Annotated in this window: 13 protein-coding genes; 4 read left to right on the top strand and 9 right to left on the bottom strand. The window is 65.1% G+C overall.

Translation table 11 applies throughout. The features are described from left to right. Positions 1-9: 9 nt before the first annotated feature. The 4 genes from ACDC66_RS01895 to ACDC66_RS01880 all read right to left on the bottom strand — a co-directional run bounded on the left by ACDC66_RS01895 (position 10) and on the right by ACDC66_RS01880 (position 7,366). Positions 10-3,078, bottom strand: a complete 3,069-nt coding sequence (locus ACDC66_RS01895) for an efflux RND transporter permease subunit (RefSeq protein ID WP_376694978.1) — start codon at positions 3,076-3,078, stop codon at positions 10-12. Positions 3,079-3,195: 117 nt separating this feature from the next. Continuing rightward, positions 3,196-4,443 (bottom strand): multifunctional CCA addition/repair protein, encoded by a 1,248-nt coding sequence (locus ACDC66_RS01890; RefSeq protein WP_376694977.1) that lies wholly within the window; start codon positions 4,441-4,443, stop codon positions 3,196-3,198. After that, positions 4,430-5,386, bottom strand: a complete 957-nt coding sequence (locus tag ACDC66_RS01885) for a complex I NDUFA9 subunit family protein (protein ID WP_376694976.1) — start codon at positions 5,384-5,386, stop codon at positions 4,430-4,432. Before ACDC66_RS01885 ends, ACDC66_RS01890 begins: the two co-directional genes overlap by 14 nt. Positions 5,387-5,431: 45 nt before the next feature. Then, positions 5,432-7,366, bottom strand: a complete 1,935-nt coding sequence (locus ACDC66_RS01880; RefSeq protein ID WP_376694975.1) for a transglycosylase SLT domain-containing protein — start codon at positions 7,364-7,366, stop codon at positions 5,432-5,434. Positions 7,367-7,449: 83 nt separating this feature from the next. On the opposite strand from ACDC66_RS01880, the gene ACDC66_RS01875 reads away from it, so the two are divergent. Next, positions 7,450-8,235, top strand: a complete 786-nt coding sequence (locus ACDC66_RS01875; RefSeq protein ID WP_376694974.1) for a sulfite exporter TauE/SafE family protein — start codon at positions 7,450-7,452, stop codon at positions 8,233-8,235. Here ACDC66_RS01875 and ACDC66_RS01870 read toward each other — a convergent pair. The 3 genes from ACDC66_RS01870 to ACDC66_RS01860 form a co-directional block, all read right to left on the bottom strand. Then, the gene (locus tag ACDC66_RS01870; protein WP_376694973.1) at positions 8,179-8,997 is read right to left on the bottom strand and encodes an endonuclease/exonuclease/phosphatase family protein; all 819 of its coding nucleotides are present in this window, start codon (positions 8,995-8,997) and stop codon (positions 8,179-8,181) included. The genes ACDC66_RS01875 and ACDC66_RS01870 overlap by 57 nt on opposite strands. A gap of 5 nt (positions 8,998-9,002) precedes the next feature. After that, complete coding sequence (locus ACDC66_RS01865; protein WP_376694972.1) at positions 9,003-9,698, bottom strand: thiol:disulfide interchange protein DsbA/DsbL; 696 nt, start codon at positions 9,696-9,698, stop codon at positions 9,003-9,005. Positions 9,699-9,805: 107 nt separating this feature from the next. Continuing rightward, on the bottom strand, positions 9,806-10,429 hold the full coding sequence (locus ACDC66_RS01860) for a c-type cytochrome (protein ID WP_376694971.1): 624 nt from the start codon (positions 10,427-10,429) through the stop codon (positions 9,806-9,808). A 79-nt stretch (positions 10,430-10,508) separates the two neighbouring features. On the opposite strand from ACDC66_RS01860, the gene yihA reads away from it, so the two are divergent. Next, positions 10,509-11,108: a ribosome biogenesis GTP-binding protein YihA/YsxC gene (gene yihA, locus ACDC66_RS01855; RefSeq protein ID WP_376694970.1), complete on the top strand. Its 600-nt coding sequence runs from the start codon at positions 10,509-10,511 to the stop codon at positions 11,106-11,108. Positions 11,109-11,120: 12 nt separating this feature from the next. Here the strand turns inward: yihA and ACDC66_RS01850 are convergent, their stop codons facing one another. Beyond that, complete coding sequence (locus ACDC66_RS01850) at positions 11,121-11,534, bottom strand: PilZ domain-containing protein (protein WP_376694969.1); 414 nt, start codon at positions 11,532-11,534, stop codon at positions 11,121-11,123. A 66-nt stretch (positions 11,535-11,600) separates the two neighbouring features. Here ACDC66_RS01850 and dusB point away from each other — a divergent pair, with 66 nt between their 5' ends. Then, positions 11,601-12,638 (top strand): tRNA dihydrouridine synthase DusB, encoded by a 1,038-nt coding sequence (dusB, locus tag ACDC66_RS01845; RefSeq protein WP_376694968.1) that lies wholly within the window; start codon positions 11,601-11,603, stop codon positions 12,636-12,638. Between the two features lie 9 nt (positions 12,639-12,647). Here the strand turns inward: dusB and ACDC66_RS01840 are convergent, their stop codons facing one another. Then, positions 12,648-13,529 carry an NAD-dependent protein deacetylase gene (locus ACDC66_RS01840; protein ID WP_376694967.1) on the bottom strand — a complete coding sequence of 294 codons (882 nt, stop codon included), beginning with the start codon at positions 13,527-13,529 and terminating at the stop codon, positions 12,648-12,650. Positions 13,530-14,285: 756 nt separating this feature from the next. Between ACDC66_RS01840 and hemB the strand changes: the two genes are divergently transcribed. Further along, the gene (hemB, locus tag ACDC66_RS01835) at positions 14,286-15,290 is read left to right on the top strand and encodes a porphobilinogen synthase (protein WP_376695142.1); all 1,005 of its coding nucleotides are present in this window, start codon (positions 14,286-14,288) and stop codon (positions 15,288-15,290) included. Positions 15,291-15,339 lie beyond the last annotated feature (49 nt).

Below are 15,339 nucleotides of genomic sequence, written 5' to 3'. Positions count from 1 at the left end.
ATTCCCTTGTCATGCCGGCACCACCTCGCCTTCGGCGGCGCCTTGTTTGTCTTCATTGGTTCGCAAAAGCGACGGCAGCAGCACCAGGGTAAACAGGGTGCTTACCGCCATGCCGCCGACGATAACCGCGGCAAGGCCGCGATACAGTTCCGTGCCCGCGCCCGGCAGCACCAGCAGCGGCATCATGCCGAAAACACTCGTGGTGGTGCTCATGAGGATCGGCCGCAGGCGCAGGCGAACCGCGGTCTCGACCGCAGCACGACGGCTCAGCCCGTCCTCGCGTTCGCCCTCACGGGCGCGATAGACCAGCAGGATGGCGTTGTTGACCACCAGGCCCAGAAGGATCACGAAGCCGATCATCGTGAGCATATCCATCGCCTGGCCGGTCACCCAGCCGGTGATGCGCAGCGCGACGATACCGCCCACGGTCGCCATCGGAATGGTCATGAGCACCAGGATCGAGTCCTTGAACGAACGGAACAGCGCCGAGATCAGCAGGTAGAGAATCACGATCGCCAGCAGAAAGCTGCCGGCGAGGTTGGAAAGGGTCTCGCCCAATGCCTCGGCCGTGCCGCGGTAGGTAATCACGCCGTCCGGCGGCAACGCCTCGCGGATGGCGGGTTCAACCTCTTCCTGCAGGAAGGCCAGCGCGGTCTCCATCGGCATGCCAGTAGGCGGCGTGACCTGCAGCGACAGCGTGCGGCGCCGGTCGACGCGTCGGATCTGGTTCGGCCCGGCCGTACGTTCCAGCTCGGCCAGCTCGCCCAGCGTGGCGATGCGCCCCGAAGGCGTGGCCAGCGGCATGCTCATCAACTCTTCGGGCGTGGCCCACTCGGTCCCGCGCAGGATCACATCCAGGCGGCGATCGCCATCAAAGTAATCACCCAGGTAAGCGCCGTTTCCGAAGGCGCGCACAAGCGTTGCGACATCACCGCGGGCCCAGCCCAACTCGGCGATGCGGCGGTCGTCGGGCGCGAGCCGCAGTTCGGGCTCCGCCAGTTCAAGGCCTGGCTGCGGCCGGATGGTAGCCCCTGGCATCTTTTCCTGAATGAGACCGAATCCGGCCTGCCCGGCTGCCAGCAGTTGCTCGACATCGGCGGCCTGCAAGTCGATTTCGATCTGCCGGCTGCCACGACCGCCGAAAATCGGCGAGCGGTTGGCGCGGCCGAAGGTATCGGGAAAGCCGGTCAGGATCTCCTCGTTGACGACATCGATCAGCTCGTCGACCCGGTCTTCGTCGGCGGCCCGCATGCCGAGAAATGCACCGCTGCCGAAAAAGCCGAGGAATGTATTTTCAATCGCCGGCTCCTTTTCACCGTTGATGTACGGGATCAGGCGTTCATTGATGGGCTTGATCAGCTCCTCTTCGGCGGTATCCGGCCCCATTCCAGAGGGCGTCTGCAGAAATCCGAAAATGAAGTTCCGTTTACCTTCGGGCAGGTAGTCGGCCGGTGGAATCAGCAGGGCACCGATAAGGATCGGCACGACGGTCAAGCCGGCGATCCAGCCCCAGCGCCTCCGCGGCGTATCGGTGAGCGTCATGATGAAGTCGGATCCGCGCTGCCACCAGGACGCGTGCCGGTCCTCCAGCGACGCATCGCCCAGCAGCCGGTAACTGGCGGTCGGCAGGACGACGATGGCGACCAGCAGCGAGCAGACGATGGCCGCCGAAATCACCACCGCCAGGTCGGCAAAAAGCTGGCCCGCCTCGTCCTGCAGGAACATCACCGGCAGGAAGATGGCCACGGTCGTGGCCGTGGAGGCCAGCAGCGCGCCCCAGACCTGGCCGGTGCCGCGGTCGGCAGCCTCCAGCGGGGCACGGCCCTGCTCGCGCTGGCGCACGATATTCTCGAGTACGACGATGGCGGCGTCGAGCACCATGCCGGTGGCGAACGCCAGGCCGGCGAGCGAAATCACGTTGAGCGTACGCCCCACCCCGTCGAGCACCAGGAAGGCAAAGCAAAGGCACAGCGGAATGGCCAGCGCGACCATCAGCGTGGCGCGCAGCTTGCGGAAAAACCACCACAGCACCAGCACCGCCAGGCTCATGCCCACGATCAGGTTGGTGGCCACCATGCCCACCGACTGGCGGATATAGACCGTGTCGTCGCTGACCTGCTCGATATCCAGCCCCGCCTGATCCAGATGACTGGCCCTCAACTCTTCGATGGTTGTCTGAATCTCGCCCATGACATCGAGCACATTCACGCCCGGCTCGGCGATGACGTTCATGGCGATCGACGGGCCGCCGTTCTGGGTCATCACGCCTGAAGAGTCACGCATGACGCGCTCGACGGTGGCGACATCGCGCAGATAGACCGGCCGGCCTTCGCGCCACTCGAGCACCAGATTCTCCAGATCGGCGATTTCGTACTGCCCGGCGAAGCGCAGCGTGTACTGTCGCCGCCCGACTTCCTGGAAGCCGCCGGAGACGTCGTTGTTCTGGCCCAGGCTCTGGCCGATGCGGGTCAGGTCGACGCCGATGGCCGCGGCCTGGTAGGGATCGAAGGTGATACGGACTTCGAAAGGACGGCCGCCGCGCGGGTTGGCCGAAGACACCCCCGAAATCCGCTCCAGGCGCTCCTTGACGACTTCGTCAATGAAATCCTGGTACTCGATGATCGGCCGGTTGTTGTCCGGCACCGGCCGGATGGCGAACCAGGCGACCGTATCGCCGAACTGGTCGGACCCCACGCGCACGGTGGGCTCGGTGACATCGGCCGGATAGCGCGGCACCTGGTTGAGCCGGTTGATCACCTCGATCAGGGCCCGGTTCAGGTCGGCGCCGACGTCGAACTCCAGGCTGACCGAGCCACTACCCTGGCCAGCCGAAGCGGTCATGCGCTGCAGGCCCGGGACATCGCGCAGCTGGTTCTCCTGCGGCTCGATGATTTCCGACTCGACTTCCGACGGCGCGGCCGCCCGCCAGCCGGTGGAAATGGAGATCGTCGGCCGGTCGATATTGGGCGTCATCTGCACCGGCAGGCGCGACAGGCTCAGCAGCCCGAAGATCACGAGCAGGATGCAGCCCACGGCCACGGCCACCGGATTACTCAGTCCGAGTCGAGTCAGAGGCAAAAGGAATTCTCCGTTGTCGTTCTTATGTCGGGGATCGGCATCATCCCTCACCCGCGATGACGACATTGACAACATCCGGGGCGATTGGTGCCGGCCGATTTGGAAAAACCGGCTGCCCTAGTCGAATTCTGCGATCCGTTTCACACGTTCGGCGTACACCGCCTCGGCGATGGCCGGTCCCTCGAGTCCGCGCTCAACGAACACTCGCGCATTCACCCCGGCTGCCTCCGCGTGCGCCCGGCGCAGGAAATCGGCCTGGGGATAAGGCGCTTCCTCGAGGCCGGTACGGCCCCGGCGGTCGGCCTCGCAGGCCTGCAGAAAAGGTTCGAGCCGCTCGGGGCGACGGAATGCATCCAGGCGCTCGAGAAGCCGCACCACCGTCGAGGGCCTGAGCTCCAGGGCGCGATGGGCAACGAGGTGATGCTCACCGACGAGCAGCGCCATGTCGCGACAATCAACGCTCACCCGCAGCCGTTCACATACCTCGCGGATGGGCGCCAGGCCGGCCTTCTCGTGGCCGACGTGCCGGGGCAGTTCGGAGGCCGGTGTGAGCCCCTTGCCGAGGTCGTGCACCAGCGCGGCGAATCGTGCCGGCAACGCAGCCCCCAGGCGCGCGGCCTGGTCGACGACCATCAACGTATGGACACCGGCATCGATCTCGGGGTGGTGTTCGGCGACTTGCGGCACGCCGAACAGCCGCTCGACTTCGGGCAGGATCACGCGCAGCGCGCCGGTCTCGTGCAGGAGTTCGAAACACTTCGACGGTTGAGTCTCCATCAGCGCGGAAGACAGTTCCTGCCATACGCGTTCGGGCACGAGGTGGTCGACCTCGCCATCGGCCACCATTTCCCGGCACAGGGTCCGAGTCTCTTTGGCGACCGTGAAAGCGGGAAAACGGGCGTGAAAGCGCGCCAGCCGCAGGATGCGCACCGGGTCCTCCCGGAAAGCCGGCGAGACGTGTCTCAGCACCCGGTCGGCGAGATCACGGCGGCCGTCAAAGGGGTCGACAATCCGTCCCTCGGCATCCTCGGCCATGGCGTTGACGGTGAGGTCGCGACGCGCCAGATCATCCTCGAGCGTCACCTCGGGTCCGGTGTGAAAGACGAAACCGTGGTAGCCCCGCCCGGCCTTGCGCTCGGTGCGGGCCAGTGCATACTCCTCGCCGGAAACGGGGTGGAGAAAGACCGGGAAGTCGCGCCCCACGGGGCGGAAACCGCGTTCTTGCATCATCTCGGGCGTGGCGCCCACAACGACATAGTCGGCGTCGGAGGCTGCGCGGCCGAGCAGGCGGTCGCGCACCGCGCCGCCGACGCAGTAGATTCGGAGGCCGTCGGCCGGATCCGGTCGGGCTTCAGGTCCGCTCACGCGTGGCCTGGCGGCGAAACTGCTGGTATCGGGCCTGCTTGTCAACCGGACGCAACCAACCCGTCGCGCGCTCGGCCATTCCCCAGGGGCGGATACCCAGCGCCTCGAAACCGTCGCTCTGGCACAGGCTGTCGAGCTTGAGCGATTTGAAGTTGTCGCTGGAGAACGGCTTGCCAGGGACAAAATCGAAGGCCAGGCCCTGCAGGCGGCCGAGAAAATCCGGCAGACCCACGACCAGGCGCCGAAGCTCGAGCTGGTCGCGCAACCAGCGCACGATTTCGATCAGGGTCCACTCCTCCGAGCCGCAAAGCTCATAGGTCTTGCCCGCGGACTCGTCATCGGCCATCACCCGCATGAAGGCCTCGACCACGTCATCGACGAAGACCGGCGCGAATTTCGCCCCCGGCCGGGCCAGCGGCAGCACGGGGCTGATCCTGAGCAGACCCACGAATCGATTGAGAAAGCTGTCGTCGGACCCGAAGATGGTCGACGCACGCAGAATCGTGCCCGCCACGCGCCCGTCGCGATCGGCCGCGCGCACGCGCGCCTCACCCTCGCCGCGTGTTCGCAGATAGTGGCTTTCGCCGCGTCCCGCGTTGAGCCCGCTCATCTGGATCATTCGCGGCACACCGGCCTCCACGCAGGCCTCGATGATCCGCTCGACCAGCTCCACATGCGCGCGGCGAAAGCCGGCGCCGCCGAATCCGCGCTCGTTGAGAATACCGACCAGGTTGATGGCGACATCGTGACCGCGCAGCTCCTCCGCCAGTTTCGCCGGATCAAACGGATCGAACTGCCGGATCGTTGCCTGCGGGACCACCCAGAGATGCTTGCAGCCCGGCGCATAGCGGGTTGCCACGGTCACCTCGTGGCCCTCGCGCGCCAGGCGACGTGTCAGGTGCGAGCCGACAAAACCCGAACCCCCCAGAATCAGCACTCTCATGTTCTCTCCAGACCTGGAATCGAACCCCATTCTACCGACCGCCCGTCACGGCGGGCAGGCAAAACCGGCGGCCGGGCCCGAACCGGGAATGATCTGCCCGGCGAGAAGCTGCGGCTGGCGTTCCAGTTGCCATTCGTAGATGGTGGCGAAGGCCAGCACCTTCGGCACGTAGTCGCGGGTTTCGAAGTAGGGCATGGTTTCGATCCAGACGTCCGGCGGCGTCTCGGGCCGCTCGTCGAGCCAGCGTTCGACGGCATTGGCGCCCGCGTTGTAGGCGGCGGCCACCCGCACCCAGTTGCCGTCGAAATCCCGATACAGCTCGCCCAGGTGGGCAATGCCCAGCGGCACGTTGATTTCGGGGTCGATCAGCGATTCGGACCCTTCGTAGCGCAGGCCCTGGCGCCTGGCAACCGCCTGCGCCGTACCCGGCATCAATTGCAGGAGACCCAGGGCGCCGGCCGGAGAACGCGCGTCGGGCTGCATGGCCGATTCCGCCCGCATCAGGCCGTAGGCCAGTGCCGGATCCACGCCGTAGCGCCGGGCCTCGGCCAGCACCGTTCCCTTGGCAGCCATGGGGAAACGCCATGGGTAGGCCTGACGCCGCCCGGTCTGGTTGAGCGCGATGATCGACAGGTGATGCCAACCCTGACCGGCGGCGATCAGCGCCGCCTGTTCGATCTCACGTTCGATCAAACGACGCGAGAGATGTCGCCACGTGCTGCGAGCGTGCCAGGGCAGGCCGACGTGAAAGAGTTCCAGCACGCGCTCGAATTCGGCATCGCGGAGCAGACGACGCTGGACGGCGTCATCGGCCTGCAGGGTCTCCTCGCACAGGCTCAGCGGCTGGCCGAGATGGCTGGCCGCCAGGAAGCCATGGTAGTGGGCCTCGGTACTGAGAGACGTAAAGGCCACCATGGCCTCGGGACGCTGCAGTTCCGCCAGGGCCCGGCCACGCCAGTAACGCCAGCGCGAATCGGCCTGCTCACGCAGGGACATGGCCTCGATGCTGGCCAGCACCTCGGCCCATTGCCCTTGCGCCATGGCGGCGCGGGCCCGCCAGGCCAGCATCTGCTGGTCCATGGCCGCGTCGGGCAGTGCGTCGATCGCCGCAACCGCGCCGGCGTCGAGCGCCACGGCGCGAAAAAGAGCGATATCACGCTCGATCTCCGCGCGCTCCCCATCGGGCCAGTCGAAGTGACGGACCAAAACTCGCCAGAACTCGTCGGCGGCCTTCCAGTCGCTGCGCGCCAGACGCTTCAAGCCCCATTCGACGATCAGGCGTGCGTAGTCCAGATCACGCCATTGGCGTGCCTGCCGAAGCGTCACATGGGGGCGCTGCGCCATCGCCAGCCAGCGATCGGCCCACTGGCGTTCGTCGGCCGGAATGTAGCGTTTCAGGTAGCTTGCCAGGCCGGCCTCGCCGGCATCCAGCGCGAGGCGGAATCGGCGCCAGGCCGTGCCGGCATCGGGATTGCCCTGCCGTCGCCACCAGGAAAAGGCCTCGTTACAAGCATCCGGCTGCGAACGGCCGACCAGCCATAGTTCGCGCACGACTGGCTCGAGCCCTTCAGTCTGCCCGCGCCGAATCCTGGCGGCTGCCACGTGACAACGCACGCGGGTGTCCTTGCTGTCGTCGGCATGGGCCAGCAGACGGTCGAAGTCCTCACGCTCGCCCAAGCTGCGCAGCCAGCTGCGCTCCAGCTGGGGCCGGAACGACCAGTCGCGGTAGCGGGCCAGGAACTCGGTCATCACCTCCGCAGGCACTTTATCAATGCGCTGCCGGAACAGTTCGAACTGGAGATAGGGCGTGAGCGGGTAGTCGGGCAAGGCCGATATGGCCTGCACGATACCCGGCTGGTCGCCGCTTTCGGCCGCCTGCCAGCCCTGTCGGAAGATCTCGCGTTCGGCCGCGCGATCGGCAAGGACGGCGGTTGCCCAGAGACCCGACAAAAGGGCCACTAAGATGATCCTTGCTTTCATCGCCTCAACGCTCCACCGTCAATGTACTGCCTGGCACCAGACAGTACACTAGGCATCCTGCTACGAGTCGGGCATCCTGACAAGTGTTAGTTTCCATCGTCCTGCTGCTTCTCATCGGCCTTGCGGCCGGAATCCTGGCCGGACTGCTGGGCATCGGCGGCGGACTGGTCATCGTGCCCGCACTCACTTACCTGCTCACTGTCCGGCAAATCGACGAAAATGTCGCCGTCCCGGTCGCCATCGCCACTTCGCTGGCCACCATGTTGCTGACTGCGGCCAGTGCCGTCTGGTTCCATTACCGACGCGGCGCAGTCGACTGGCCGACGATCGCCCGGCTGGGCAGCGGCGTGGCAGCAGGCGCAGCTGCCGGGGGATGGCTGGCCACGTCCGTCTCGGGCGACGCGCTGGCCCGGGTTTTCGCGATCATCGCGGCCATCATCGGCCTGCGCATGTTGTTCGCCCCGGCACCGAAGCCCGCTTCCCGAGCCCCCTTCCCGCGAATGTGGTGGCTGGCCGGACCGGTTATCGGCGCGGCTTCGGCACTGGTCGGCATCGGCGGCGGCACGTTCAACGTGCCTTACCTGGCCCGCAACGGCTACACCATGGTCCGGGCAGTCGCCAACGCCTCGGCCTGTGGCTGGCCGATCGCGCTGGCCGGCTCGATCGTGTTTGCATTGATCGCGCCCGTCGGGCCCGGGCCGGGCCAGCAACTCGGGCACATCTGGCTTCCGGGGATGCTGGCCATCGGCGCGGGCGGGCTGGCCGCCGCGCCGCTCGGCGTGGCGCTGGCTCACCGCTTGCCGGCATCGGGCTTACGACGAGTATTCGGTGGGGTATTGATTCTGGTTGCCGTCCGCATGGCCTGGTAACTCGACCTCGTCGTCGATTTCCACGGTCATGGCTAGCGGCTGGTGGTCCGAAAAGGTCACGGGCAGGGCCCGCAGATCGCTCACCCGCATATTGGGCGAGACCAGGATATGGTCGATCGCCCGTTGCGGCTGCCAGGACGGAAACGTCAGCACCGGTTCGCCGCCCGGCCGCACCAGGCCGGCCTGATCGCAGAAATGGCGGACTTCGCGCGAACCCGGCCCGCTGTTGAAATCGCCCATCACGACCACGTGCGGAAAGGAATGCACCAGCGAGGCCACGTAGTCGAGCTGCTGCGACCGCGCCCGACGACCCAGTGCAAGGTGCAGCACCACCAGCCACAGGGCGGCGTCGCCCTCGCCAAAGCGCGCCACCATCGCCCCGCGCCCCGGAATGGCGCCGGGGAGCCGGTGCTCTTCGATGTCACCGGGTTCGATGCGGCTGAGCAGGCCGTTACCGGCATGGGCAACGATGCCCACCTTGCGATTGCCCTGGTGACTCCACCAGGGAAACTGGGCATGCGTCGCGAGATACTTGGCCTGGTTGAGAAAGCCTGAACGCAGGCTGCCGCAATCGACTTCCTGAAGTGCGACGATATCGTAGTCGCGCACCAGTTCGGCGATCGAATCCAGGTTGGCGACACGCTGGTTGTTGGGCAATACCTGCCGCCAGCTACGGGTGACATACTCGTGGTAACGGCCGGTCGAGGTGCCGGCCTGGATGTTGTAGCTCAGCAGCCTGAGCTGCCGGCACGGCCCGCCCACGGAAGTCAGCTGGTGGCCGCGTCAGCCTGTTCGGACGCGGCGTCCTCGCCTTCAGCCCCTTGTGCATCACCGCCCAGGCCGAGGGCTTCGGCCTCGCGTTCGATCAGGTAGTCCACGACCGAGAGCATTTCGTCATAGCTGCCCAAACCATTGGGGCTCACGCGCCACTTGCCCTGGACGATCACCGCGGGCGTACCGCGAATGCCGAAAGTCCGCACGTCGTTACGATTCTGGCGAATACGCGCGTCGACGGCGAAAGACTGCGAGGTGTTGACGAAGCTTTCCTCTTCCACTCCGTGCTCGGCATAAAACCCGGCAATGTCTTCAAAACTGCGGAACTGGCGGCGCTCATCGTGCAGGGCCTTGAACATGGCTTCGTGCGTTTCGTCGGCAATCCCCATGATCTCGGCGGTGTAGTAAGCACGCGCAAACAGGTCCCAGCCGGGCTGCAGCGCGATGGGAAGACGCTCGACTTCGACGTAATCGGGCAGATCTTCTTCCCAGGCGCTCAGATAGGGCATGAAGCGGCGGCAGGCGGGGCAGGGGTAGCCGAATCCGTCAGTGACCACGATCCGGTCGTCCGGCGTGGAGACGGGGCTGCCGATCCGCTGGAAATGCTCGCCCTCCTGGAAATCCTGGGCCAGCAGTGAACTCGAGCCCAGCAGGGCTGCACCCGCCATCACGATGAGAAACTTGCGCATTGATTACTCCGCTGTTGTCTTGTGTTGTATGGCCAAATCAGACCCGCCCGGCGCGGGCGAGTTCCGAGGGAACCTTTGATCAGAGGTTCCCAAGCCGTACCGTGAGGTTACCAGCGTGCCGTGTGCAAGCCCTCGATGTAGGAACTGACGGCCTGGATTTCCTCGTCGGTCATGTTCTCGGCGACAGCGACCATGATCTTGCTGTAGGGATCGTCGTCACCGTTGGTCACGCCATTTCGGTAGTCATTGAGCCGCTTTTCCGTGTAATCGGCATGCTGGCCGCCCAATCGCGGGTAGTGGGCACCCTTGATCCCGCTGCCAGAAGGGCCGTGGCAGGCGCCACAGGCCGGCACGCCGGATTCCGGGTTGCCTGCCTGGTAGATCGCTTCACCCTGATCGACCAGCGCGTCATCGGCAACTCCCGGCTTGAGAGCCTGTTGCTCGTAGTAAGCGGAAATGTCGGCCAGGTCCTGATCGCTCATATCCGCCACGATCGGGTACATTTCCGGTGCACTGCGCTTCTCGTCGCGAATGAGCCGCGACTGGCGGGCCGCGTAACCGGCGTGCTGCTCCGCCAGCTTCGGCCACATACTGACCTGCGAATTACCGTCCATGCCGTGACAGGAAGAACACACCGCCGCTTTCTCTTCACCGGCTTCGGGATCGCCCACGATCTGGGCCTGTGCCAGAAGCGGCGCCGACGCAAGCAGCATCACCAACAATCGAGCCATTTGGATCCTTCTCCTGATTGGAAGTCTGAAACTGATATTATCGCCTCTCAGCCTCCGCTGTGCCAGCCGTGTTGAGTCCATGAAACCCGTACAGACCCTGCTCCACCGGGCCGAATACCTGATCAGCGTGCATGAACGCTCGCAGTTGCCGCCCGACGACGGCGCCGAGGTCGCGATCGCGGGACGATCCAATGCCGGCAAATCGAGCCTGATCAACCGCCTGTGCCGCCAGAAATCGCTGGCCCGGACCAGCCGCACGCCGGGTCGGACCCGGCAGCTGGTGTTCTTCCGGCTGGATGACACCCACCACCTCGTCGACCTGCCCGGCTACGGCTTCGCCCGCGTCGGCGGTGATCTCAAGCGCCACTGGCAGGGCCTGATCCAGGGCTATCTCGAGAAACGTCGCGCACTGACCGGTCTGGTGATCGTCATGGACATCCGTCATCCGCTCAAGCCCGGCGACGTCGACTTGGCCAACTGGGCCGCCGGTCGTGGATTGCCGATTCACCTGGTGTTGACCAAGGCCGACAAGCTCGGCCGGGGTAAACAGAAAGAATCCCAGATGAAAGTCCGAAAGGCGGTTGAAGAAAGCGTCGGCGTACAGGCCTTCTCGGCGACGACGGGTCAGGGCCTGGACGAACTCGAAGCCGTCATGGCCAACTGGCTGCTCGACGATTGAAGTAGCCTCTGATCAATCCTCGGCGGGCGAGACCGACAGCCCGGGCCAGTAATCAAGCTGGGTCAGTTCGCGATCAAGCATGGAAAGGTCGCCCAGGTTGGCGGCCACCAGATCCTTCAGGCTTTCGAAAGCATCGACGTCGACGTCAACGAAACGGCAGGCGATGCACCGCTCCTCGATCCGCACGGCCTGCACGCCGATCAGCATCTCGGCCGTACCATCATCGGTCAGCCCGCGCAGCTTAAGCCCGAGATCACCCGGGCGCTCCAGGTCGAATTCCGACGATCCATCCAGCTGCACGAGCGCCCCGTTCATGGACAGATCGAGCAATTCGCAGGGATAACCCTGCCCGTCCTCGAGCAGCAACTCGCAGTCGGCGTGAAACGGAAAGCGGTGGAAACGACGGCGTTCCTGGTTTGAATTCATGCTCGCTTTGAAACCGGGCACGGCCCGGCCGATAAAATGGGCGCTCCTGACATCATACAATGAAGCATGGCATCTGCAGCTTCCCTCGAGACAACCGGCAGCGCTCTTCCGATCGGCGGGTATCGCGTCGCGCCTGCGCTGGGCCTGGCGCCCATGGCCGGGGTAACCGACAAACCGTTTCGACTGCTTTGTCGCCACCTGGGTGCGGGGCTGGCCACCTCGGAGATGACCAGTTCGGATCCTTCACTGTGGCATACCCGCAAGTCGCGCGAGCGCATGGACCACGAGGGCGAACCCGGGCCGGTAAGCGTGCAGATCGCCGGCACGGTCCCCGAACGCATGGCCGAGGCGGCGCGCCACAATGTCGACCACGGCGCCGAGATCATCGACATCAACATGGGGTGCCCGGCCAAGAAAGTCTGCAAGGCCTGGGCGGGTTCGGCCCTGATGCGAGATGAATGCCTGGTCGCACGGATTCTCGAAGCAGTGGTCGCCGCCGTGGATGTGCCGGTCACGCTCAAGACCCGAACCGGCTGGGATAGCGCGCACCGCAACGGCCCGGACATCGCCCGCATCGCCGAGGAGTCCGGCATCGCGGCCCTGGCCGTCCACGGACGGACGCGCGACCAGAAATATGCCGGACGGGCCGAGTACGACACGATTGCCGAAATCGTCTCCCAGCGCTCGATACCGGTGTGGGCCAACGGCGACGTCGATTCGCCCGAAAAAGCCCGGCAGGTACTCGATCACACCGGCGCCGCCGGCCTGCTCATCGGCCGTGCCGCCCAGGGGCGCCCCTGGATCTTCGGCGAGATCGCCCATTTCCTGACCACCGGCGAATACCTGCCGGAGAAGCCGCTGGGCGAGGTACGCGACATCCTGCTCGGCCACCTCGAAGCGCTTTACGCCTTCTATGGCGAATTCCGAGGGGTACGCATCGCACGCAAGCACCTGGGCTGGTACGCCAAGGATCGGCCGGAAAATGCGGGATTCCGCCGGATCGTCAATCGGGCTGAATCACCCGGAGAGCAGTTCAGGCTGACGCGGGAATACTTCGATGCGCTGGCCGCGGGGGTCGACCCGTCACTCTCGATAGCAGCCTGATGAACGAACTCAGTTAGCCAGGATCGCCGCTGATTCGGCAATAGCCGTCGCGCAGCAGGCATCGACCTTGAAGGCAAGCAGATCGTCGGCACGCGTACGGCCCTGGTTGACCGCTGCCACCTCGAGACCGAGCGCGGATGCGTCACGCACCAGTCGGTAAGCTGAACCAACCACCAGCGAGCTGCCCAAAACCAGCACGGCGGATGCCTGTTCGATCGCTTCTGCGACCGCCTGGCGAATAGCCGATGGAACGGTCTCCCCGAAGAAGACCACCTGCGGCTTGAGCGAGCCGCCGCAGGTCGCACAGTCGGCGACCCGGAACCCCGGCCAGTCGTTGTCGTCGAGCCGGGCGTCGCCGTCAGCGTTGATGCCGCGCACTTCGGCCGTCCAGTCGCGGTTGAGTTCCGTCAGGCGATCCTGCAGTTCGGCACGGCTGCCGATGAGCCCGCAATCCAGGCAACAGACCCGTTCGAGTCGGCCGTGAAGTTCGATCAGGCGCCGCTGTCCGGCGCGCCGGTGCAGCCCATCGACGTTCTGGGTCACCAAGCTGCCGAGCCGGCCCGCCTCCTCGAGCGCCACCAGCGATTCATGGGCGGCATTGATCGAGGCCTGCGCCATGACCGGCCAGCCGAAGAAACTGCGCGCCCAGTAACGCCGGCGAGAATTCTCGCAGCGCAAAAAGTCCTGGTAGAGAATGGGCCGGCGCTGCAGCCAGCGCCCGCTGCCGTCGCGGTAGGCGGGGATACCCGACCGGGTGGACACACCCGCGCCGGTCAGGACCAGAAGATTCTCTTGCGCATCGATGAATTCGACCAGCCGCTCGACGTCGCCGGCCGGCACATCAACCGGTTGGCCGGGGCGCATTTCGGGTATGCGAATCTGGGCTGGCATGCCTCGGAGATTAGCATCTCACGCTCTAAGAGGCGTCGTAATGCGTGGTGCTGGCGGTTCGCTTGTTGCCGACCGGCCGCGGTGCGGGCTTCGACACTTCAAAGGCGGTTTCGCCCGGCCTGCTTCGCAGGCTCTTGCGGCGAGTCACTTTTTTCTCGCGCGAAAAAAGTAACCAAAAGCGCGCTGAAAAGATGGCGGATGCACCGCAGGACCAAGCGGGTGTGCGGGCTTCAGTATTTTGCCTCCGTCTTCGCTCTAGCTCCGTCTAGACACATGGCGTCCTCAGCGTCGCTGGGGCGTAATCTGCATTCTGATGGCCCGACCTCGATCACCCCGGCTTCAGCCACGCCATTGCAGATCGCTTCAGGTGAATGAGCCCTGGATCGAGATTCGTGGCACGGCCTTCGAACACTCGTCCTCGAAGTCGCGACGCCGGGTGCAGGCCTGTCCAGGCGGACGTCGTCAGCCCGCCTGCGTCTCAGAGAGTTAGAACGAAGCCTCCGCACAGAATACTGAAGCCACTCCGTGGCGGTATGACCGCCCAGCCAGCCGCCATGTTTTAAGCGCGCTTTTGGTTACTTTTCTCGCGCGAGAGAAAAGTTACCCGCCATCAGCCTGCGGAGCAGGCGGGCGGAATATATTTTGACTTGTCGAGGCCCGCACCGCGGTCAGGGCCACCAGCCAAACTGCCGACAGAACACAAGACGACCCACCACAGAGCAACCACCCGCCCCTTATAATGGATTGATTATCCAACTGATTGGATCAGCAATGCCTTTTCCATCCACCCGAATGCGCCGAACACGCGCGAATCGCTTCGCCCGTGACCTGGCCCGAGAAACCCGACTGTCGCCGGCCGATTTGATCCTGCCGGCTTTCGTGCTGGAAGACGCCGACGGCCGCGAGGCGGTGGAATCGATGCCCGGTATCGAGCGTGTCGGGCACAACGGCCTGTTCAGGCTGGCCGAACGCTGCCTGGAAGTCGGCATACCGGCCATGGCCCTGTTTCCCGTGGTGCCGACTGAACGCAAGAGCGAGGATGCCGCCGAGGCCTGGGACGAGAACGGCCTGGTTCAAACGACCGTCAAGGCGCTCAAGCAGCGCTTCCCCGAACTCGGCGTGATCACGGACGTGGCGCTCGACCCATACACCAGCCACGGCCTCGACGGCATCGTCGACGAGGACGGCTACGTGCTCAACGATCGCACCGTCGACGCCCTGGTCCGGCAGGCAACAAGCCATGCCAACGCCGGCGCCGACGTGGTCGCGCCCTCGGACATGATGGACGGGCGCATCGGCGCCATTCGCGAACAGCTCGAATCGGACGGCCACGTCAACACCCTGATCCTCAGCTACGCGGCCAAGTACGCCTCGAGTTACTACGGCCCCTTCCGCGATGCAGTCGGTTCGGCGGCCAGCCTGGGCAAGGCCGGCAAGGAAAGCTTTCAGATGGACCCGGGCAACAGCGATGAAGCGCTCTATGAAGTCGAGCTCGATCTCGACGAAGGCGCCGACTGGGTCATGATCAAGCCCGCCCTGCCCTACCTGGACATCATCCGGCGCGTGCATGAGGCCTTCGGCGTGCCGACCTTCGCCTATCACGTCTCGGGCGAATACGCCATGCTCAAAGCCGCGGCGGCGAAGGGCTGGCTGGACAACGACAAGGTGCTGCTCGAAACCCTCCTGTCCATCCGCCGCGCCGGCGCCAGCGGCATCCTCACCTATGCCGCCCTCGAAACAGCCGAGTTGTTGAAGGACTGAAAAGAAAAACCGAATATTTGTCCACAGATGAACACAGATAAACACAGAT

Source organism: Wenzhouxiangella psychrophila, assembly GCF_042310375.1.
Classification (GTDB): domain Bacteria; phylum Pseudomonadota; class Gammaproteobacteria; order Xanthomonadales; family Wenzhouxiangellaceae; genus Wenzhouxiangella.
The sequence above is the reverse complement of the archived record's forward strand: the minus strand, read 5'-3'. Positions and strand labels throughout refer to the sequence as shown.